The following is a 20,104-nucleotide window of genomic DNA, read 5'->3' as shown; positions in this document are numbered from 1 at the left end:
AACCGGTGAACAGCTTCAGAAGGACCATGACGGCCGTCGGTACGGCGGTCGTCATCGCAGCCGTGGGGGCCCTGGCGGCTCCCGCCGCGAGTGCGGCCGTACCGGCGGCACGGCAGGCGGCCCTGGCGGCCGACCCGGAGGCGAAGTCCGCGGCGATCGCGCTGCCGGCCGCCAGCGTCCGGCAGAACCAGAACAACCAGTTCATCGTCTTCGTCGACGGCAACGCGAGCGCTCCGAGCCGGGTGGAGGTGCGCCGGGCCGGCACCGACAAGGTCGTCGCCGTCGTCGACCAGCTCACGTACAACGACCCGGGTCCCGACGAATCGGGCGGTCCCTTCGTCCAGTGGTACGAGGGCGACAAGCAGCCTCTCGTCCTCGACGACATGACGGACTACGAACTGGACGTGTACGCCAAGGACGGCACCACCGAAGTGAGCCGCCGCAACGCCGGACGGTTCACCTACGCATTCGATGCCCGGGTCGAGGCGAAGTCCAGTCAGCAGGAGTTCTCGCTCGACGACCTCGACACGCAGGTCACCGGCTCGGTCACCGCCGTCCACCCGCGCACCGGGGAGCGGCTGCCGCTGAAGGGCGCCGCCGTCCGTGCCCGCCTGGGTGAGGGCCGGGCCGACGGGGTGTCCGACGCGCAGGGCAAGTTCACCACCACCGTCGCCGCCCTCGGCACCGAGAAGACCCTGGCCCAGACCGTGGCCCTCGCGAGCGGGGGCACCGAGGTGCCCGTGACGACCCCGGCGAAGATCCGGGCCCAGAAGTCCACGCTGACGCTGAACCCGACGGCGCCCCTGACCGCGCGGTACGGGACCGCCGTGCCCGTGCGCGGCAAGCTCACCCGCCTCGCGGACGACGGCACGGTCAAGCCCGCCACCGGCCGGAACGTCGCCGCCTCGGGAGCCGGGAAGGCAACGGCCTCCACCGGACCCGACGGGAGCTACACCCTGCTGCCCCCGCTCCTCAGGACCGGTTCCCTGGGCGTGTCCGTCCAGGACGCCTGGCTGCTGGGTGACGGCACGCGCACCGCGACCGTCGCGAAGGTCACCCACACGACCAAGGTCGTCGAGGAGAAGCTGGTCTCCACCGACAAGTACGGCGGGCTCACCTTCAGCGGCAAGGTCACCGTCGACGGCATCACCAGCCAGCAGGCGCCGATCCAGATCCAGTTCCAGCTGCGCCCGGGCACGTGGGTCACCCGCCAGTCCTTCACCGTGCCCTACAACAAGACGTTCACCGTGAAGGTGACCCAACCGAGCAGCCAATACCCGTCCGACGGCTGGCGGGTGTACACGCCGGGCACCTCCAACATCGGCCCCAGCACGGGTACCCAGGTGCTCCGCCAGACCCGCGCCGAAACCCAGATCACCGATGAGCACGCCGGACCGGACTACGTCGACAAGGGGAAGCAGCTGTCCGTCTCCGGAGTCCTGAAGACCTCCACCCCCGACGGGTTCGTGCCGTACCCCGGGCAGAAGGTCCGCTACTACTTCCGGCCCAACGGCTCCACCACATGGAAGGAGATGGGCACCTCCGTCTCCGGGGCCAACGGAGCCGTGAGCAAGAAGTTCACCGCGCAGACCAGCGGCTACTGGCGCATCCGCTTCGTGGACGCCGACGCCACCCACCTCGTCTCCACCGGCCACGAGGACCGCGTCAGAGTCACGGGCTGACCGCGTACAACCTCCAGGGCCCCTCGGTCGTCCAACCCGTGCAGTCGATCACACGTGACGCACGGGGGATTCCGGTGAACAGTTTCAAGAGGACCATGACGGCCGTCGGTACGGCGGTCGCGCTGGCGGCGGTGGGAGTACTGACGGCTCCCGCCGCCCACGCCGCACCCGGGGCGGCGCCGGCCGCGCGGCAGGCGGCCCTGACGTCCGACCCGGATGTGAAGTCCGTTCCGGTCGAGGTGGGGAGCGCCGGATTCGAGGTGGACGGGACCACGTTCAGCCTCTACGTCGGTGGCGGCTACAACGCGCGTCCGTACCGGGTCGAGGTGCGCCGAGCGGGCGCCGACAAGGTCGTCGCCGTGGTCGACAACCTCACGCGCCACGAGGACGGGATCGGCGAGTCGGGTACGACCGGCAAGGTGTGGTACACGAGCGGGCCCCTCGTCCTCGACGACATGGCGGACTACGAACTGGACGTGTACGCCAGGGACTACAAGGGCAATGAAGTGACCCGCCGCAACGCCGGCCGGTCCACCTACGCGCTCGCCGCCCGCTTCGAGGCGAAGTCCAGCCGGCAGGAGTTCTCCCTGGACGCCCTCGACACCCAGGTCACCGGCTCGGTCACCGCCGTCCACCCGCGCACCGGAGAGCGCCTGCCGCTGGCGGGCGCCCGCGTCAGTGCCCGGCTCGGTGAAGGCTGGGCCGACGTGGTGTCCGACGCGCAGGGCAAGTTCACCACCACCGTCGCCGCCCTCGGCACCGAGAAGACCCTGACCCACACCGTGGCCCTGGCGAGCGGGGACACCGAGGTCTCCGCGACGGCCCCGTCGACGATCCGGGCCCAGAAGTCCGTCCTCACGCTGACCTCCACGGCCCCCCTCACCGCCCGCTACGGAACCGCCGTACCCGTGCGCGGCAAGCTCAGCCGCCGGGCGGACGACGGCACGGTCAAGCCCGCCGCCGGCCAGAGCGTCACCGCCACGGGAGTCGGCACGGGGGAGGCCACCGCCGCCCCCGACGGCAGCTACACCCTGCTGCCCCCGATCTTCAGGACCGGCGCCGTGAACGTGGCCGTCGCCACCAGCAGCTGGCTGATCGGCGACGGCACGCGCGCCGCGACCGTCGCGAAGCTCACCCACACGACCAAGGTCGTCGAGGACAAGCTGGTCTCCACCGACAAGTACGGCAGGCTCACCCTCGGCGCCAAGATCACCGTCGACGGCATCACCGGCCAGCAGGCTCCGGTCGAGATCCAGTTCCGGACCAGCTCGGGCCAGTGGATCACCAAGACGACCCTCGCCGTGCCCTACAACAAGCCGTTCACCGCGACGGTCGCCCCGTCGCGCTGGTACGACGCCACCGGCTGGCGGGTGCACACGCCGGGCACCAAGAACATCGGCCCCAGCACGGGCGCCCGGGTGCTCACCCAGAACCGCGCCGAAACCCGGATCTCGGGCGAGCGCTTCGCACCGCTCAAGGCGGTCAAGGGGAAGCAGCTGTCCGTCTCCGGGGTCCTGCGGACCTCCACCCCCGAGGGGTTGGTGCCGTACGCCGGCAAGAAGGTCCGTTACTACTTCCGGCCCGACGGCTCCACCGTGTGGAAGGAGATGGGCACCTCCGTCTCCGGGGCATACGGAGCCGTGAACATGAAGTTCACCGCACAGACCAGCGGCTCCTGGCTCATCCGCTTCGTCGACGCCGACGCCAACCACCTCATCAGCAATGGCCGCGAGGGCCGCATCGAGGTCATCGGCTGAGCCGGCGGGACACCGGCCGGCCCCGCCGACCCCGCCAGCCCCGGTTCACGGGGCCGGGCGGCGGGGTCAGTGGACCGGCTCCAGGCGGGCCGTGAACTCCCGGGCCGCCGGTTCCTCCCGGTAGGGGTCCAGGCGGGTGCGGAAGTCCTCCAGGTACACCGCCCCGCGGTGCGAGCGGATGCCCGACAGGGCCTCCGCCGCCTGCGTCGCCGTCTGGCAGGCGGCTTCCACCTCGCGCTGCTGCACCCGCGCCGCCGCCAGCAGGAGCAGACCGATCGCCCGGCGCCTCGCCTTGCCCGCCGGAAGGTCCCGTAGGGCCTCCTCCGCGCGCTTCGCCGCCGCGTCGGCCTGCCCCAGGTCCCGGTGGCAGTGCGCCAGTTCGTCCGCGAGGTACGCCTGGTCGAAGTGCCGGATCCACTCCGGGTCGTCCCCCGACTCCGGCTCCGCCCGCTCCAGCGCCGTCAGCGCCCGCGAGGACAGCACCGCCGTCGACCGCGCGTCACCGAGCAGCGCGTGGCCCCGCGCCTCCGCCGCGTAGAACATCGCCTCCACCCGGGGGGTGACCTGGCCCCGCGTCCCCTCCTGTGCGGCTCTCGCCAGCTGCGCGATCTCCCTCGGGTTGCCCAGCTCGGCCGCGAGGTGGCTCATCGACGCCGCCAGCACGTAGCCCCCGTACGCCCGGTCGCCCGCCGCCTGCGCGAGCCGGAGCGCCTGGATGTAGTAGCGCTGCGCCAGGCCCGGCTGGCCGGTGTCCACCGCCATGTAGCCCGCCAGCTCCGTGAGCCGGGCGACCGCCGCGAACAGCGCCCGTCCGACCGGTTCCCGGTAGGCGCCGCCGATCAGGCCGGAGACCACCGAGTTGAGGTAGTGCACGACCACCGGGCGCACGTGCCCGCTGCCGAAGCGGTGGTCGAGGTCCTTCAGCGCCTGCGTGGTGGCCCGTACCGCCTCCACGTCCGACATCCCCACCCGTGAACCGCCGCTGCGCGCGACCTGCGCGTCGGCCCCGGTGATGAGCCAGTCGCGGCTCGGCTCGACCAGCGCCGAGGAGGCCACGCTCGACCCCGACAGGAAGTCGCGCCGCCCCACGTCGCTCCGCCACAACTCGCTGACCTGCTCGATCGCGCCGACGACGGTCGGGGAGAACTGCAGGCCGACACCGGAGGCGAGGTTCTTGCCGTTGGCCATGCCGATCTCGTCGATGGTGACGGTCCGGCCGAGTTTGCGGCCCAGCGACTCGGCGATGATCCCGGGGGCCCGGCCGCGCGGCTGCTGGCCCCGCAGCCAGCGGGCCACGGAGGTCTTGTCGTAGCGGAGGTCGAGGCCGTGCTCGGCCCCGCACATGTTGACGCGCCGGGCGAGCCCGGCATTGGAGCACCCGGCTTCCTGGATGAGCGCCTGCAGCCGTTCGTTCGGCTGGCGGGCGACGAGAGGCCTGGCTGCCATGAAAACCCCCAGAGACGCGGGTGATCGTTCGAAAGATCACTTCCCGCCTGATGTGCGGGGAATCTTCCCCATTGCGTCCTGTCGCTACCCACCTACGGCGCCCCGGCCTCCTACGCGCCCCCCGCGATGCACCGATGCGCCCCGCGTGCAGGATCGATGCTCCCGAGCCCGGCGGGTTTACGCCCGTAACCCCCGGTGACCGCAAGAGTTGTGTTGCACGTGGAAGAGACCATCGGAGTCACGGAGACCGCGCCCATCCCCCTGCAGCGCAGTGAGCCGCTGCTGGACCATGCCGTGCGGTACACGGAAGAACGGCACTGGGATGTCTTCGCCGGCACCTGGCTGGAGTCCGGCGACGGGCGCGAACAGTGCTCGTGCGGGGCCGCGGAGTGCCCGGCGCCCGGCGCGCACGCGGCGGGGAAGGACTGGGCCTCCCAGGCCTCGGGCAGCGCGGTCCAGGTCAGGCGGCTCTGGGGCAAGAACCCGAAGGCCGCCATCCTGCTGCCCACCGGCCGGACCTTCGACGCGCTCGACGTCCCGGACGCGGCCGGTTTCCTCGCACTGGCCCGGCTCCAGCGCATGCAGCGCGCCCTCGGACCGGTGATCGCCAACCCGGCGGGCCGGATGCTGTTCTTCGTCCTGCCCGGCGCCGGGGCGAAGGTGCCCGACCTGCTGCGCAAGATCGGCTGGCAGCCGGCCCAACTCGACCTGGTCGCGCGCGGCGAGGGCGAGTACGTGGCCGCGCCGCCGACCCGGATCGGCGGGCGCGGCTCGGTGCAGTGGGCACAGCCGCCGACGGCGGCGAACCGGTGGCTGCCCGACGTGGAGGAGCTGATCGACGCACTGGCCTACGCGTGCGGGCGCGAGGCGGCGGCGGAACGGGCCCGGCGCACGACCTGACCCACGGGCACCGGCACCGGTGCCAGCACCGGCACACAGGCTCTGACCAGCGGACATGTACGTGGGGAAACTCATGACATAAGTAACTGCTGCGCCTCTCCCCCGCCTCCTATGGTGAGAAAAGCAGGACACGGGGAACGAAATCGAGAGGCAGGCGCATGCCGGACCAGGGCGTTGCGACGGGCGGAGCGGACGGAACGGGCGGCGGTGTGCGACCCGCACCGTCCGCCGCACCCGCCGTGCGGGTAGAGGGTTTGTGGAAGCGGTTCGGCGAGCAGGTGGCCGTGTCCGGGATCGATCTGGAGCTGCCCGCCGGGCAGTTCGTCGGCCTGGTCGGGCCGAACGGCGCGGGCAAGACCACGACGCTGTCCATGGTGACCGGGCTGCTGCGCCCGGACATGGGCCGGGTCTTCGTCGCCGGGCACGACGTCTGGGCGGACCCGGTCGAGGTCAAGTCCCGCCTCGGCGTGCTGCCGGAGGGCCTGCGGCTCTTCGAGCGGCTCTCCGGGCGGGAACTGCTCGGCTACATGGGCCGGTTGCGGGGGCTGCCGGGCCGCGAGACGGACAGCCGGGCCACGCAGCTGCTGGAGATCCTGGACCTGGCCGGTTCGCAGAACAAGTTGATCATCGACTACTCGACGGGCATGCGGAAGAAGATCGGCCTGGCGGCCGCGCTGCTCCACAACCCCGAAGTGCTGTTCCTGGACGAGCCGTTCGAGGGCGTGGACCCGGTGTCCGCGCAGACCATCCGCGGAGTGCTGGAACGTTACACCTCCTCCGGAGCCACGGTCGTCTTCTCCTCCCACGTCATGGAGCTCGTCGAGTCGCTGTGCGACTGGGTGGCCGTCATGGCCGCCGGCCGGATCCGGGCCGCGGGCACGCTGGCCGACGTACGGGGCGACGCGCCCTCGCTGCAGGCCGCGTTCCTGGAACTGGTCGGGGCGCAGGGCCGGGCCACCGGCGAGTCCCTGGACTGGCTCGGCGGCGGCGCAGCGGCCAACGGCGGGAGCAACGGGGCGGGCGTCCGATGAGCACGCAGGCCCAGGCGACCGCCTTCGGGTCCGCCGCCTCCACCGGCGCCCCCGCCTCCACGGCCGCGGCCGTGAACATCACGCCGATCTTCGTCCGCCTCAAGCTGTCGCTCCTGCGCAACGGCCTCAAGGGCTCCTCGAAGCGCAAGGCCGCCTTCATCAGCGCCCTCGTCTTCGCCCTCGTCGTCGCCTTCTTCACCGTGCTCGGCCTCGCCCTGTTGCGCGGCAACGAGCACGCCGGCACGGTCGCCGTCCTGCTCGCGGCGATCATGGCCCTCTGCTGGGCCTTCGTCCCGCTGTTCTTCGCCAGCGGCGACGAGACGCTCGATCCGACCCGGCTGGTCATGCTGCCGCTGCGCCCGCGTCCGCTGGTACGGGCCCTGCTGGCCTCCTCGCTCGTCGGCATCGGGCCGCTGTTCACGCTGTGCCTGACCGTCGGCTCGGTGATCGCCGTGGCCCGGGGCGCGGCGGGCGCGGTGGCCGCGGTCCTGGCCGTACCGCTGCTGCTGGTCGGCTGCGTCACCCTGGCCCGCGCGGTGGCCACCGCCAACGTCCGGCTGCTGACCAGCCGCAAGGGGCGCGACCTCGCGCTGCTCAGCGGCCTGATCATCGCGGTCGGCGCGCAGGTGGCGAACCTGGCCCTCGGGCGGCTGCTCGAAGTCGGCGGCATGGAGCGGCTGGAGCCGGCCGCGGCGGTCGTCCGCTGGCTGCCGCCCGCGACGGCCCTCGGGATGGTCGACTCCGCGAGCGAGGGCGCGTACGGCATCGCGGCCGCCCAGCTCCTCATCACGGTCCTGGCCCTCGGCCTGCTGCTGTGGTTCTGGGAACGCACCCTGACCAAGCTGATGGTGAGCCCGGACGGTTCGACGATCGTGGCCGCCAAGGAGAAGGAGAAGCCTGCGGGAGGCGAAACCCGCGGCATCTGGTCGCTCCTGCCCGACGACCGTACGGGCGCGGCCATCCGGCGCTCGATGCTCTACATGGTGCGTGACCCGAAGACCAAGGCGGCCTGGGTGTCGTCCCTGACGATCGGCCTGCTCATCCCGGTCGCCAACGCCCTCCAGGGCGGCGGGTCGGTGTACCTCGCCTGCTTCGCCTCGGGCATGCTCGGCATGCAGATGTACAACCAGTTCGGACAGGACACCTCGGCGTTCTGGATGGTCGCGCAGACCCTGTCGACCACCCGTGACGCGTACGTGGAACTGCGCGCCCGCGCCCTGGCCCTCGCGCTGATCACCGTGCCCTTCACGGCGCTGGTCACGACGGTCACGGCTGCCCTGATCGGCGACTGGACCACCCTCCCCGGTGCCCTGGGGCTGGCCCTGGCCCTGCTCGGGTCGATGCTGTGCACCGGAGCCGTGGCCTCGGCCCGTTTCCCGTACTCGATCCCCGCGGACGGCGCCTTCAAGAACGCCGCTCCGGGGCAGGGCGCCCTGGCGTGGGGCGGCGCCTTCGCCGGGATGTTCGCCTCGGCGGTGATCTGCTCCCCGGTGATCGTGCTGGCCGTCTACTTCAGCACCACCGACCAGCAGTCCATGGCCTGGATCCTGCTCCCGCTGGGCCTGCTCTGGGGCACGGTCGCCGCCTGGACCGGCCTGCGGATCGCGGCCCCGAAGGTCCTGCGGGGTCTCCCCGAGATCCTGCTGGCGGTCAGCAAGGGCTGACGGTCGGCCGTACCTCCCCCTGCGGCCGGGAAATTGGCCGCCCCCAGCACCCCGTGCAAAGGTACGTTCGATTGATCGTATGGGGGGTTCCCGGGTGGGATTCGACGAGGAGTGGGCTCAACTGCGGGCGGAGGCGGCCGGACGGGCAGCCTCCGCACCGGCGGTGGTTCCCGTGGCGGGGTCCGATCCGGTGACGGATGCACGGGATACGGCGCTCGAGCGGCTGGCGGACTTCCGAGGCCGGCTGGTGCTGGTGCCCTTCGACGAACGCGGCGGGTTGTGGACAGCCGCACTCGGGGGCCTGGACTGGATCTGCGCGTTCACCGGCGAGGAGACGCTGGCCCGGTTCGCCGAGGCGCGCGGCGAGGCCGGGCGGGAGTGGCCGTACCGGATCGTGGTCGGCGCGCGGTTGCTGGACGAAGTGGTGCCGGCGCTGGACTTCCCGTGCGGGGTCGCGCTGGACGCGGCCGGTCCCGACGGCATGGTCTTCCCGCCCGTGCGCGGGATCGTGCCGGATGCGGCGGCGCTCGACGGGAAGGCAGCGGCATGAGCGGGGACGGTGCGGATCTCGACGCCTCGAAGGAGGCTCTGGGCCAGATCGCGCAGGGGATCACGCAGACGCTCGCCGAGCTGAAGGAGCTCGGGCTGGTCGGTGCGGCGAGCATGGGCCGCGGTTTCTCCAAGCTCGCGCTCTCGGGGATGGAGACCGGGCACGAAGGCCTCACCTCCACCCTGGACACCTTCTGCGGGCGCTGGGAGTGGGGGGTCCGTTCCCTCGTCCAGGAGGGCAACGCCTTCGCGGCGAAGGTCGGACTGTCGGCGGGGGCACTGCACGAGCAGGACCAGTACATCCAGGGCAGCTTCAAGGTGGTGGCCAACGCCGGGCTGGGCAATCCGTACGCATCCGAGGCGGACGTCGTCGGCAAGGACTGGGGCGAGGTCCTCTCCGAGAATCCGTACACGCAGATCCGGGACGCGGACTACAGCGGGGAGTCCTATGACCGAGCCTCCGAGAACAGCACGGAAGCCTGGAAGGGCACCCTCCGGGACCTGAACAGCTCCGGCCTGCTCCTGTCCAGCCAGATCATCGACTCCGCCGGGCTCCGGGACGAGGCCGACAGGGCGGTCGACGAAATCGCCGGCCCGGCCCCCGAAACACGGCCGGGCGGCGAGCACTGATGCCTGACTGGGGTGAACTCCTCGACAGGGGCATCGGGCAACTCGACCGCGGCGTGGACTCCGCCAAGCAGGCCATCGGCCACGGCATTGACGCGGCCACCGATGTGGTCGGGGCGGACCTCGACCACATCGGCGCGCACGACTGGGCGGACAAGGTCGAGGGCTTCGGCGACGAGGTGGCCTCCGGCCTCGGGGTTTCGATACGCGAGAAGCAACTCGGGCAGAGCGAGCAGCCCCACGAACTCATCCACGGCAAGCCGGCGACGATCCGCGAGTCGGCGGCGCATCTCATGGACTTCCGCACGGCCTTCGGCCGGGTCGGCCAGGGCATGAAGGCCCTGAACTCCGACCAGTGGAAGGGCGCTGCTGCCGATGCGTTCCGCGAGGAGTTCGCGATGCACCCGACGGACTGGTTCCATGCCGCCGATGCGTGCGAGGCCGCGGGCAGCGCGCTCCACGCGTACGCGGAAACGGTCGCGTGGGCACAGGAACAAGCCCAGGGCGCCATCGAGCTCCACCGGGCGGCCGTCAAGGCCCGCAAGGACGCCGCGGACACGTACGCGAAGCAGGCCGAAGCCTTCGAGGCGGCCGTACGGAACGGAGCGGCCGACCCCGGCCCCCCGCCCGTCTAGTCCACCGTGGGCACGGAGGAGATCAAGCGGGCCCAAGAGGTCCTCGCCGAGGCCCGCCGCCAGCGCGACGACGCGGCCGCCACCGCCGAACGGGCCGTCGCGGCCGCCACGCAACTCGCCCCGGCCGAGCCTCCGCCGATGCAGCGGGCGATGGGCGAGCTCCTCGATCAGGGAGGTGCCGTGGCCGTCGAGCTCAACCACGTGGTGGGCGGCGCGGCCAAGGGAACCGCGGGGATGCTGAACTTCGCCCGCGGCCTCAACCCGATGGACTTCTACAACCTCACGCACCCGGCGGAGTACGCGCAGAGCGTCAGCACGACCCTGGCCGGCCTCGTCTCCACCGCCGCCCACCCGGAGCGCATTCCCGGCGCCTTCATCGACAGCTTCAAGGACGACCCGAGCGAAGGCCTCGGCCGCCTGATCCCCGAACTCATCGGCACCAAGGGCCTGGGCGGAGCCCGGGTGGGGGCTCGGGTGGGGGCACGGATCGGGAAGGAAGCGCTGGAGGCGGGTACGGAGGGCGCGGCAAAGCACACGCCGCACCCGGGAAGCACTCCTCACGAGATACCCGACTGGAAAGACCTCGCCAAGCCAACGGATCAGGTATCAGAAAGAGCGATCCACGCGGATTCCGTAACACCGGATGAAGCGCAGGGATTTCTGGACGATCAATACCCTTGGCTCAAAGACATCAACAATACAAATGAGTACGGGTACACCGACAACTGCTCACACAATGTAGTGACAGTGGACCGGAGATTGGATGGGGTGGAGGTCTCGACCTCGCCGAAGATCGACCCGGACCACATCCCGCCGAAGGAACTCGGGCTAAAAGACCGCGAGCCCGGCGACTACGACTGGGTACACGGCTACGACGACATCATCCGCGACCTGGAATCGGCCGGAGAGGGCGCCCGAAGTGTGGTCTACATCGAGCGGGCGGACGGCACCGCTCACGTCTTCAACGCGGTCAATACCGACCATGGGGTAGTGTTCCTAGACGGCCAGAGCGGGACCCTGGCGAAACTGGAAGACGCTGCATATATCGGCCACATTCCCTACAAGAGGCAATAGATGACGCTCTCGTCAGCTGACGCGTTCGCCGCCGCAGAGGCATTCTTGACGCGCGCTTTTGAGCACAGCCAGCGCCGCTACACCATCGTCCTCCAGCCGGACCTTTCCGAAGAGTACGACATCGCCTGGGCCGTGCGCTTCGACTCTCGGGAACACCTCGATACCGGCGATCGTAAATTCGCTCCGCTCACACGCCTGGCCCTTGTCCCCACCGATGGAACAGCGCCGCATTTCCCGCCGTCGCACATCCCTGTGGCGGAATATCTGGCCTATGCGCGGCAAGGGGGCTGGGCAGGTGCGGGCAAGGGCGGCACCGTGAAGGCCGAGCCGTGGCAGCGGGCGCTGAAGTGGCTGCTCGACACCTACCACGGGCTCGTCGAGCTGGCGGGAACCGATCCCGTCGCCGAGGACGCGGGGACCTGGCTGTTCGCCTGCCGGGCCATCGAGCAGCCGGGGTACCCGCGGACGCCGATGCTGGCCGCGTCGGTCGTGGTGCCCAAGGACGCCGGACGGCCCTTCCATCCGGCGGCGGACGATCCGTGGGGGGACGCGGCGGCGTACACACGGGCTCCGGCGCCGCGAGACCCGCAGACGCAGGCACGGCGGCTGAACTCGCGCGGGTGCGTGGTGACCATGGCCGCCGCACTCGCCGGGGCTCCGTCATCCCCCTTGCCGTGGCAGCCGACGCATGAGGCGCCGGGCTGGTGGGAGTTGCTGCTGCGGCGCTACTTCCCCGACGCCGAACGGCTGCTGTGCGGGAGCTGGGACGAAGTGATCCGACGGGCCCGGGAGACCGGGCCCGACACCCAGGGTGTGGTGTGGGTCCGGAGGACCGTGGGCGGGGCCGAGGCCAGCGGACACCTCGTGTACGCGCACAACAACAACGGCAACGTGGTGTTCCTGGACGGGATGACCGGCGGCTTGGCACGGCTGGACGGCGCCGGAGTGCTGGAGCTCGCCTTCGCCCGGTTCCGGCCGGGGGCACCGCAGGCGGCGAAGGACGTGGACTCCGCCCGGCGCAAGGCCGAGCAGTGGCTGCGCAGCACCTACGAGGAGGCCGTCGAGCTGGTGGCCCCGGACGCGCGGGACGAGACCGCGCGCGGGTGGCTGTTCGCCTGCGAGACCACCCGCGCGCTACGGGACGGGGACTGGCGGCACGCCATGGTCGACGCCGCCGTGGTGGTGCCGAAGGGCTCCGAGGCGCCCTTCCTGCTGCCCAACTCCGACCCCTGGGGCTTCCTCGCGGCCTGGGACCGCGGCGACGCGGTGGGGCCCACGCCGCGGCCGTCCAGGGCCGACTGGTTCGCTTTCACGATCCGCGACCTGGGCGACGTACTCGACGTGTCCGAGCATTCGACGTTGACCGGGGCCGTGGAGGCCCTGTCGGCGCTTCCGGCCGGCGGGCGGGCACTCGTGTGGGTGCGGCGCGTCGACGGCCGGGGACGGCCGTCGACCGGGCTGCTGCTCACCGGGTTCCGTACGGCGACGGGCCCGGTGGCGCTGGTCGACGGGGCGGCGGAAGAGTTCACCGGCCTCGACGGGCTGCACGAGTGCGGGGTGAAGGTCATCCGGTACCGGTGACCAGGGCCGCGTCGGCCTCGGCGAGGGCCGAGGCGCCCGCGCTCAGGGAGTCGTAGACGAAGTGGACGGTGGCCCCCTCGATGCCGCAGTACTCCGAGATCCCGACGCGGAGCAGGCGGTCCACCGGCCCGTCCCAGCCCAGTTCCTTGAACTTCGCCTCCGGGTAGCTCACCAGCGGGATCCAGACCATCCGCTTGCCCTTCAGGAGCGGGGTGCGGAGCCCGTAGGCGAAGCCGTTGTTCCAGACCCGGTCGATCCAGCCCTTCAGGATGGCCGGCAGACCGAACCACCAGAGCGGGAAGACGACCACGAGGATCTCGGCGGCGGCGATCCGGTCCATGTGGGCCCGGGTCTCGGCGGAGTACTCCTTGCCGGGATCCGACCAGTCCGGCTCGTCCTCCGTGCCCATCCGGGGGTCGAAGCCCTCGGCGTGCAGATCGAGCACGTCGACCGTGTGGCCGTCTGCCTCCAGCCGGGCCACGGCACGGAGGGCGAGCTGGGCGGTGAGGGAATCGCCGCGGGGGTGGGCCAGGACGACCAGGGCGGCGCTCATCGGGCATCGGTGGTGGTGATGGTGGCGGCGGTGGCCTCCGGGGCGAGGCGGACCAGCATCTTGCCGGTGTTCGCGCCGCCCATCATGCCGAGGAAGGCCTCCGGGGCCCGTTCGATGCCGTCGACGACGGTCTCCTCCGTGCGCAGGCTGCCGTCCGCCAGCCATCCCGCCGCCCGGCCGATCCACTCCGGGAACAGGTCGAAGTGGCTGGAGACGAGCATCCCGCGCAGGGTCACCTCGCGGGCCGCGGCCTGGAAGAGGTTGTCCGGACCCACCGCGGGAGTGGTGGAGTTGTAGCCGCTGATCGCACCCACCAGGGCGATCCGCCCGCCCTGGCGCATCGCGCCGATGGCCGCCCGGAGGTGGTCGCCGCCGACCGCGTCGAGGTAGACGTCGATGCCCTCGGGAGCCGCCTCGGCGAGCTGGCCGGCCAGGTCGCCCTGGCGGTAGTCGACGGCCGCGTCGTAGCCGAAGCGGTCCAGGAGCGTGCGCGTCTTCAGCGGGCCGCCCGCCGAGCCGATCACCCGGGAGGCGCCCAGGCGCCGCGCCAGCTGCCCGGCGACGCTGCCGACCGCTCCGGCGGCGGCGGAGACGAAGACCACGTCGCCCTCCTTGACCGGGGCGGTGCGGGTCAGCGCCGCGTACGCCGTCAGTCCGGTGGTGCCGAGCGGACCGAGGTACGCGGACTGCGAGGCGACCGAGGGATCCACGACGGTGGCGGCGGCCGCGTCGAGGACCGCGTACTCCCGCCAGCCGAGGAAGTGCGAGACGGTCGCCCCGACCGGCACCGCCGCGGAGCGGGAGGCGACGACCTCGCCGATCGCGCTGCCTTCGAGGGCCGTGCCGAGGGCGAAGGGCGGGATGTAGGACGGGGCGTCGTCCATCCGGCCCCGCATGTACGGGTCCACGGACATCCAGGTGTTGCGGACGAGGATCTGGCCTTCGGCGGGCTCCGGGACCTCGGCGGCGACCAGCTCGAAGTGCTGCGGGCCCGGCTCGCCGACGGGGCGGGCGGCGAGGCGGACCTCGCGGGAGAGGGTGCTCTTGGCGGGGGCGGGGGCGGGGGCGGTGACGGTGACGGTCATCGGACTCTTCCTTCAGGTGTGTTCGGCGGCGGCCGCTCGGTCGCGGTCACAGGAGCACCATGTCCGGGGCCGCGCACGGGCCGCGCACGCGTCACGCACGGGCCGCGCACGGGGTCGTGCAGGCCCAGCCCGCATGCGGGCTGACGGTCGAGAAGTAACGTTGCGGCATGCGTTTCGAGGTGCTGGGGCCACTGACCGTCCGCACGGACGACGGGACTCCCGTGCCCGTCCGCGAGGCGAAGGTACGGGCCCTGCTCGCGGCCCTCCTCGTACGCGACGGCCGCCCCGTGCCGGTGGACCGGCTGATCGACGACCTGTGGGGCGAGCCCGGCGGCGCCGCCCCCGGCAACCCGGGCAACACCCTCCAGACCAAGGTCTCCCAGCTCCGCCGGACCCTCGCCGGGGCCGAGGACGGCGCACGCGCCCTGGTCGCGTACGGACCGGCGGGCTACGCCCTGCGCGCTCCCGCCCGGGCCGTGGACGCGGACCTCTTCGCGGAGCTGGCGGCGGCCGCGCGCAAGGAGGCGGAGCCGCGGCCCCGGGCGGAGCTGCTGGCCCGGGCGCTCGGGCTGTGGCAGGGGGACGCGTACGCCGACTTCCGGGACGCGGAGTTCACGCAGGCGGCGATCGCCCGGCTGGAGGAGCAGCGGATCACGGCGTACGAGGACCTGGCGGAGGCCCGCCTCGCCCTCGGCGAACACCACGAGCTCGCCGATGAGTTGACCGGCCCCGCAGCCGCCCACCCGTTGCGCCAGCGGCTGCGCGGCAGCCAGATGCGGGCGCTGTACCGCGCCGGCCGCCAGAGCGAGGCCCTCGCCGTCTACGCACACCTGCGCACCCTCTTCGCCGAGGAACTCGGCATCGACCCCGGCGCGGAGCTCAGGTCCCTGTACGAAGCCATCCTCCGCCAGGACCCCACGCTGGCGGGGCCGGGGGTGGGGGGCGCGACGCCGGTCCCGGGCGAGCCCGGCGGGGCCGGAGCGGCCGTCGCGGGCCCAGTCGGCGCGGGCCCGGCCGTCGCAGGCCGAGCCGTCGCAGGCCCGACCGGCGCGGGCCCAGTCGGCGCGGGCCCGGCCGTCGCAGGCCGAGCCGTCGCAGGCCCGACCGGCGCGGTCCCGGGCAGTCCGGGCCCGGGCAGCGGGGTGCCAGCCGTCACGGTCTCGGGCGGCGTAGGCCCGGGCGGCGCGGGCCCGGGTGACATGGGCCCGATCATCTCCAGCCCAACGGTCCCAGGGCTGGGCGTCGCAGGCCAGGCCGTCTCCGGCCTAGGCGGAGCTGGCCGGGGCGGCGTGAACCCGGCCGTCGCGGTCCCGGACATCGCCGCCCCTGGCAGCGCGGTCCCGGCCGTCGCGGGCCCGGCCTTCACGGCACCGACCGTCGCCGTTCCGGGCGGCGCGGGCACGGCCATCGCGGTGCCGGCCAGCCCGGTGGCGGGGCCCGGCCTGGTGGCCGGAGTCGGCCCGGTGGCAGGCGTCGGCCCGGCCGCAGGGCCCGGGGCCGCGGACGTAGACGGGTATCGGGGGCGAGAGTTCAGGGGTGGTAGGGGGAATTTGCCCGCCCCTGTCAGCTCCCTCGTGGGGCGCGAGGAGGCCATCGGCCGGGTGTGCGCGGCGCTCGGGGACGGCAGGCTGGTGACGCTGTGCGGGCCCGGCGGCGTCGGTAAGACCCGGCTCGCGCTCGCCGCGGCGGCCCGGCTGGAGGAGGCGCACCCCGACGGGGTGTGGTTCGTGGAACTCGCCGGCGCCCAACCCACGTTGGTTGCCGAGGCCGTGGCCGCCGCGATCGGGATGCGCGAGGACGACGCGGGCGGCGGCTCCGTGGAGGAGCGGCTCGCCGAGGCGTTGCGGCGGCGAGCGGCCCTGCTCGTACTCGACAACTGCGAACACCTGCTCCCCGCCGCCGCGGCCCTCGCCGACCGGCTCCTGCGCCACGCCCCCGGGCTCCGCGTCCTCGCCACCAGCCAGGAACCGCTCGCGCTCTCGGGCGAGGTGATCGAGGCCGTCGCCCCGCTCCCGGAGGCCCTGGCCATGGAGCTGTTCGCGGCCCGGGCGGCCGCCGCCGCGCCCGGCTTCGCCCTCGGCCCCCGCACCGCCGAGGCCGTAGCCCTGATCTGCCGCCGGCTGGACGGGATCCCGCTCGCGCTGGAACTCGCCGCGACGCGGGTACGGGTCCTGGGCGTGGAGGCCCTGGCGGAGCGACTGCACGACCGGTTCCGCCTGCTCAACCAGGTGCGCCGCGACGCCCCGGCCCGCCAGCGCACGCTGCGCGCGATGATCGACTGGAGCTGGGAGCTCCTCTCGCCGGCGGAGGCGACGGTGCTGCGCCGGCTGTCGGTGTTCGCGGGCGGATTCACCCTGGAGGCGGCCGAGGCGGTGTGCGCCGACGCGGGCGCGGGCGGGGGCGGGGGCGGGGCCGAAGCCGTGGGCGGAGGCGCCGCGGGCCACGGCATCCCCGGTCAGGACGTCCTCGATCTCGTCACACGGCTCGTGGACTGCTCGCTCGTGGTCACCGCCTACGGGGACTCCGCGTACGGGGACACGCGCCTGCGGCTGCTGGAGTCGGTGGCGGCGTACGGGCTGGAGCGGCTCGATGCCGCCGGGGAGACGACCGCGACCCGGCAGCGGCACGCGGAGTACTACACGGGGTTCGCCGAACGCGCGGCCGAGCGACTGCACGGGCCCGAGCAGGGCGAGTGGCTGCGGCGGCTCGACCGGGAGAGCCTCAACGCCCGGGCCGCCCTGGAGCACACGGGGGCCGGGGAGTTGGGGCTGCGGCTGGTCGGCGCGCAGTCCTGGTACTGGTTCCTGCGCGGCCGGATCCGGGAGGCCGCCGACGCCACCCGAGCGGCGGGCTCCACCGCCCTGCACGCCGCCTTCGCGCTGCTCGGCGGCGACGACAGCCACCTGGGCGGCGACTTCTCCGGCGCCGACCTCCGCGGGCAGTGGCTGCTGGCCTACGCCCGGTGCGGTTTCGGCTCCGGCGTACGGGAAGAGGAAGTCGCCCTCCTGCCCGCCCAGTTCCGCGAAACCGGCGATCGCTGGGGCGAAGTGGTCGCGCTCCTCACCCTCTCGACCTGGGCCCTCTACGACGGCGACCTCGCGGAACTGCGCCGCACCGCGGAGGCGGCCGCCGCGGCGTTCACCGAACTGGGCGACCGCTGGGGCCAGTTGCAGACCTCGGAGCAGCTCGGCATCCTCGCCGAGGTCACGGGGGACTACGCGACCGCGGCACGGCTCCACGAGGACGGCGTACGGGACGCGCAGGAACTGGAGCTGTGGACGCACGCCTCCTTCCGGCTGGCCCGGCAGGGCCGCATCGCGCTGCTGACGGGCGACCTCGCGCACGCGGCCGCCCTGCACGAGCAGGCCCTGCGGCTGGCGGAGGAGCAATGCCACCGCCCGGCCGAGCAGTTCGCGGCGATCGGGCTCGCCCTGGGCGCGCGGCGCAGCGGAGACCTGGACGCCGCCGAGGCCCGGCTGCGGCCGTGGCTCGACTGGAACCGGCGGCTCGGGGTGGACTCCGGGGCGGCGCTGATCCTGGCGGAGCTGGGGTACGTCGCGGAGCTGCGGGCCGACCCGGCCGCGGCGGAATCCCTGCACCGGGAAGGCCTCGCGGCGGCCCGCCGGACCGGGGACCCCCGCGCGCTCGCCCTGGCCCTCGAAGGCCTGGCCGGGACACTCCCGCCTGCCCGGGCGGCCTCCTTGCTGGGCACGGCGACTGCGCTGCGCGCCTCGGCGGGCACCCCGCGCCCCCGGGCGGAACGCACCGACACCGACCGGGCAACGGCCCGAGCCCGCGCGGCCCTGGGCCCGGAGGCCTTCGCGACCGCCTTCGCCACGGGCGAAGCCCTCCCCCTGCCGGACCAGCTCACGCTCCTGGACGGCGGCCCGTGACCGGCCCCGCACCCACGGGCGGCGCGGCACCGGGGCTGCCCTCCGATGTCAGCGCCGCGCTGGACGTCCTGCTCGGGACGGAGGACGCGATCCACCGCGCGCTGCACCTGCAAGTGCCGCACCTCCGGGCGGCCGGACGCTGCGCGTGCGGCTGCGGTACGACGTACTTCGACCTGGACGCGGAGCGGGCCTCACCCAACAGCCGCCCTCCAGCCGCCAACCGACCCTCCGCAGGGTTGCGGCCGGAAGGTCCCGCGCAAGGCCCCGTAGGGCCTCCACAGGGCCCGCAGGAGCGGGCGGCGGCGACGGGGGAGCCGGGGCCCCGCCCGGCAGCCACAGCCGCCCTCACCGGCCTGCCGGGGACCTGGTGGGCCCGGCCGACCCCCGCCGGCCCCTCACGCCGACGCCTTGATGCCCTCCAGGAACGGTTCCACCGCCGCGCGCCACGCCGTCGGGTGGTCGTAGTGGAGGTAGTGGCCGGCGTCCGGGATCTCGGCGTACTGGCCGGCCGGCAGGACGCGGACCATCTCCTGGGCCTCCGCCCGGCCCAGTTCGCCGTCCAGGCCGCGGACGACCAGCGTCGGGCAGCGGACCTGGGCGAGCTCCTCCCAGTGCGCGTCGTGCACCCACGTCTCCCGCGCGGTCAGCATCTGGCGGCGCGAGAACAGCGGGCGCCAGCCGTCGTCCGCCTGGTGCATGACCTCCGCGAAGAACTCGCCCCGGCCGGGATCCGGGCGCTCCACCCGCGGGTCGTCCTCGCCGAACCAGCGCCGCGCGGCGTCCTGCGTGGGGAACGGCAGCGGCCAGTGGCGGAACCATTCCTCCCACTCCTGCTGCGAGGCCTCGCCGAGGGCGGACGCCCGCATGTCGCAGATGACCAGGGCCGCCACGAGGTCGGGACGGCGCGCCGCGAGCTGCCAGGCCGTGAGGGCGCCCATGGAATGGCCGATCAGCGTCACCGGCGCGAGGCCGAGCTGCTCGACGGCCGCTTCGGCGTCGGCCACGAAGGCCTCGCGTCCGTAGGCGACGGAGCTGCCGGGGCCGGAGGTCGGGGGGCGCTCGCTCTGGCCGTGGCCGCGCTGGTCGAGGGCCACGACGCGGCGGCTCGCGCCGAGCCAGCGGGCGGTGCCCGCCCAGTGGAAGGCGCGGCCCATCAGGCCGTGCAGTAAGAGGGCCGCGGGCTCACCCGACGGCGACTGTGACGGCGACGGATCCGGCTCGCGCTCCGCGGCCGCTTCGCAGAACTCCCAGGCCGCCAGGCGTACGCCGTCGGCCCCCGTCACATCGAGGCGTCGTACCACCGCAGATGCACCCCCTTCGCTCCCGGCCACAGTATCGAACCCGTATTCGAAAACGGGGTTCTCGCCGCCAACACCGCTCTTTCGAGTGACCTTGCTCAAGGATTGACCGCCGCTGCCGATGGAGATCCTTTCAACAGGGAGGCGGGCCGCTCGGGGAAGACGGTCCGAAGGGATGACCTTGAGAGCTCGGGGCTCCAGGTCAAGCAGGGGAGGACCGGTCCCGGGGGGGGAGAGAAAAGGGAGAAGCCACCCCGCCACCCCCCCTTTCCCACCCGGCGTGCACCCCCCGTTTTCCCTTTCCCCTCTCTCCCCCCTCACACCCTTCC

General features: G+C 73.1%; 14 protein-coding genes and 1 pseudogene. 11 read left to right on the top strand and 4 right to left on the bottom strand.

What is annotated here, in order from left to right; translation table 11 throughout:
• Positions 1-5: 5 nt before the first annotated feature.
• Both ACFRU2_RS26735 and ACFRU2_RS26730 read left to right on the top strand, forming a co-directional pair.
• Entirely contained in the window at positions 6-1,682 is a 1,677-nt protein-coding gene (locus tag ACFRU2_RS26735; protein WP_382976496.1) for a hypothetical protein, read from the top strand.
• Positions 1,683-1,756: 74 nt separating this feature from the next.
• Positions 1,757-3,439: a hypothetical protein gene (locus ACFRU2_RS26730; protein ID WP_382976494.1), complete on the top strand. Its 1,683-nt coding sequence runs from the start codon at positions 1,757-1,759 to the stop codon at positions 3,437-3,439.
• Positions 3,440-3,505: 66 nt separating this feature from the next.
• Here the strand turns inward: ACFRU2_RS26730 and ACFRU2_RS26725 are convergent, their stop codons facing one another.
• The gene (locus tag ACFRU2_RS26725; protein WP_382976493.1) at positions 3,506-4,885 is read right to left on the bottom strand and encodes a transcriptional regulator; all 1,380 of its coding nucleotides are present in this window, start codon (positions 4,883-4,885) and stop codon (positions 3,506-3,508) included.
• Between the two features lie 219 nt (positions 4,886-5,104).
• On the opposite strand from ACFRU2_RS26725, the gene ACFRU2_RS26720 reads away from it, so the two are divergent.
• The 8 genes and pseudogenes from ACFRU2_RS26720 (at position 5,105) to ACFRU2_RS26685 (ending at position 12,946) form a co-directional block, all read left to right on the top strand.
• Entirely contained in the window at positions 5,105-5,785 is a 681-nt protein-coding gene (locus ACFRU2_RS26720) for a bifunctional DNA primase/polymerase (RefSeq protein WP_382976491.1), read from the top strand.
• A 158-nt stretch (positions 5,786-5,943) separates the two neighbouring features.
• The gene (locus tag ACFRU2_RS26715) at positions 5,944-6,816 is read left to right on the top strand and encodes an ABC transporter ATP-binding protein (RefSeq protein ID WP_382976489.1); all 873 of its coding nucleotides are present in this window, start codon (positions 5,944-5,946) and stop codon (positions 6,814-6,816) included.
• Positions 6,813-8,480: a transporter gene (locus tag ACFRU2_RS26710; RefSeq protein WP_382976487.1), complete on the top strand. Its 1,668-nt coding sequence runs from the start codon at positions 6,813-6,815 to the stop codon at positions 8,478-8,480. Before ACFRU2_RS26715 ends, ACFRU2_RS26710 begins: the two co-directional genes overlap by 4 nt.
• Positions 8,481-8,559: 79 nt before the next feature.
• On the top strand, positions 8,560-9,030 hold the full coding sequence (locus ACFRU2_RS26705; RefSeq protein ID WP_382976485.1) for a hypothetical protein: 471 nt from the start codon (positions 8,560-8,562) through the stop codon (positions 9,028-9,030).
• Positions 9,027-9,659 (top strand): hypothetical protein, encoded by a 633-nt coding sequence (locus ACFRU2_RS26700; protein ID WP_382976483.1) that lies wholly within the window; start codon positions 9,027-9,029, stop codon positions 9,657-9,659. Before ACFRU2_RS26705 ends, ACFRU2_RS26700 begins: the two co-directional genes overlap by 4 nt.
• A pseudogene (locus ACFRU2_RS26695) lies at positions 9,659-10,411 on the top strand (putative T7SS-secreted protein); the annotation flags it as partial. The gene ACFRU2_RS26700 and the pseudogene ACFRU2_RS26695, both read left to right, overlap by 1 nt.
• 18 nt (positions 10,412-10,429) lie before the next feature.
• Positions 10,430-11,365, top strand: a complete 936-nt coding sequence (locus ACFRU2_RS26690; protein WP_382976827.1) for a toxin glutamine deamidase domain-containing protein — start codon at positions 10,430-10,432, stop codon at positions 11,363-11,365.
• A 315-nt stretch (positions 11,366-11,680) separates the two neighbouring features.
• Positions 11,681-12,946 (top strand): YrhB domain-containing protein, encoded by a 1,266-nt coding sequence (locus ACFRU2_RS26685; RefSeq protein ID WP_382976481.1) that lies wholly within the window; start codon positions 11,681-11,683, stop codon positions 12,944-12,946.
• On the opposite strand, the gene ACFRU2_RS26680 is transcribed toward ACFRU2_RS26685, so the two are convergent.
• Positions 12,930-13,499 carry an NAD(P)H oxidoreductase gene (locus tag ACFRU2_RS26680; RefSeq protein WP_382976479.1) on the bottom strand — a complete coding sequence of 190 codons (570 nt, stop codon included), beginning with the start codon at positions 13,497-13,499 and terminating at the stop codon, positions 12,930-12,932. The genes ACFRU2_RS26685 and ACFRU2_RS26680 overlap by 17 nt on opposite strands.
• Positions 13,496-14,584, bottom strand: a complete 1,089-nt coding sequence (locus ACFRU2_RS26675) for an NADP-dependent oxidoreductase (RefSeq protein ID WP_382976477.1) — start codon at positions 14,582-14,584, stop codon at positions 13,496-13,498. Before ACFRU2_RS26675 ends, ACFRU2_RS26680 begins: the two co-directional genes overlap by 4 nt.
• A gap of 167 nt (positions 14,585-14,751) precedes the next feature.
• On the opposite strand from ACFRU2_RS26675, the gene ACFRU2_RS26670 reads away from it, so the two are divergent.
• Complete coding sequence (locus ACFRU2_RS26670) at positions 14,752-18,477, top strand: BTAD domain-containing putative transcriptional regulator (RefSeq protein WP_382976475.1); 3,726 nt, start codon at positions 14,752-14,754, stop codon at positions 18,475-18,477.
• 395 nt (positions 18,478-18,872) lie between these two features.
• Here the strand turns inward: ACFRU2_RS26670 and ACFRU2_RS26665 are convergent, their stop codons facing one another.
• A complete protein-coding gene (locus ACFRU2_RS26665; RefSeq protein WP_382976473.1) occupies positions 18,873-19,778 on the bottom strand; it encodes an alpha/beta fold hydrolase in 906 nt (301 codons plus the stop codon).
• Positions 19,779-20,104: the final 326 nt, after the last annotated feature.

Source organism: Streptomyces sp. NPDC056883 (genome assembly GCF_042788835.1).
Classification (GTDB): Bacteria; Actinomycetota; Actinomycetes; order Streptomycetales; family Streptomycetaceae; genus Streptomyces; species Streptomyces stoeckheimensis.
Note: the sequence above shows the minus strand (reverse complement) of the source record. Positions and strands in the feature narration are given on the sequence as shown.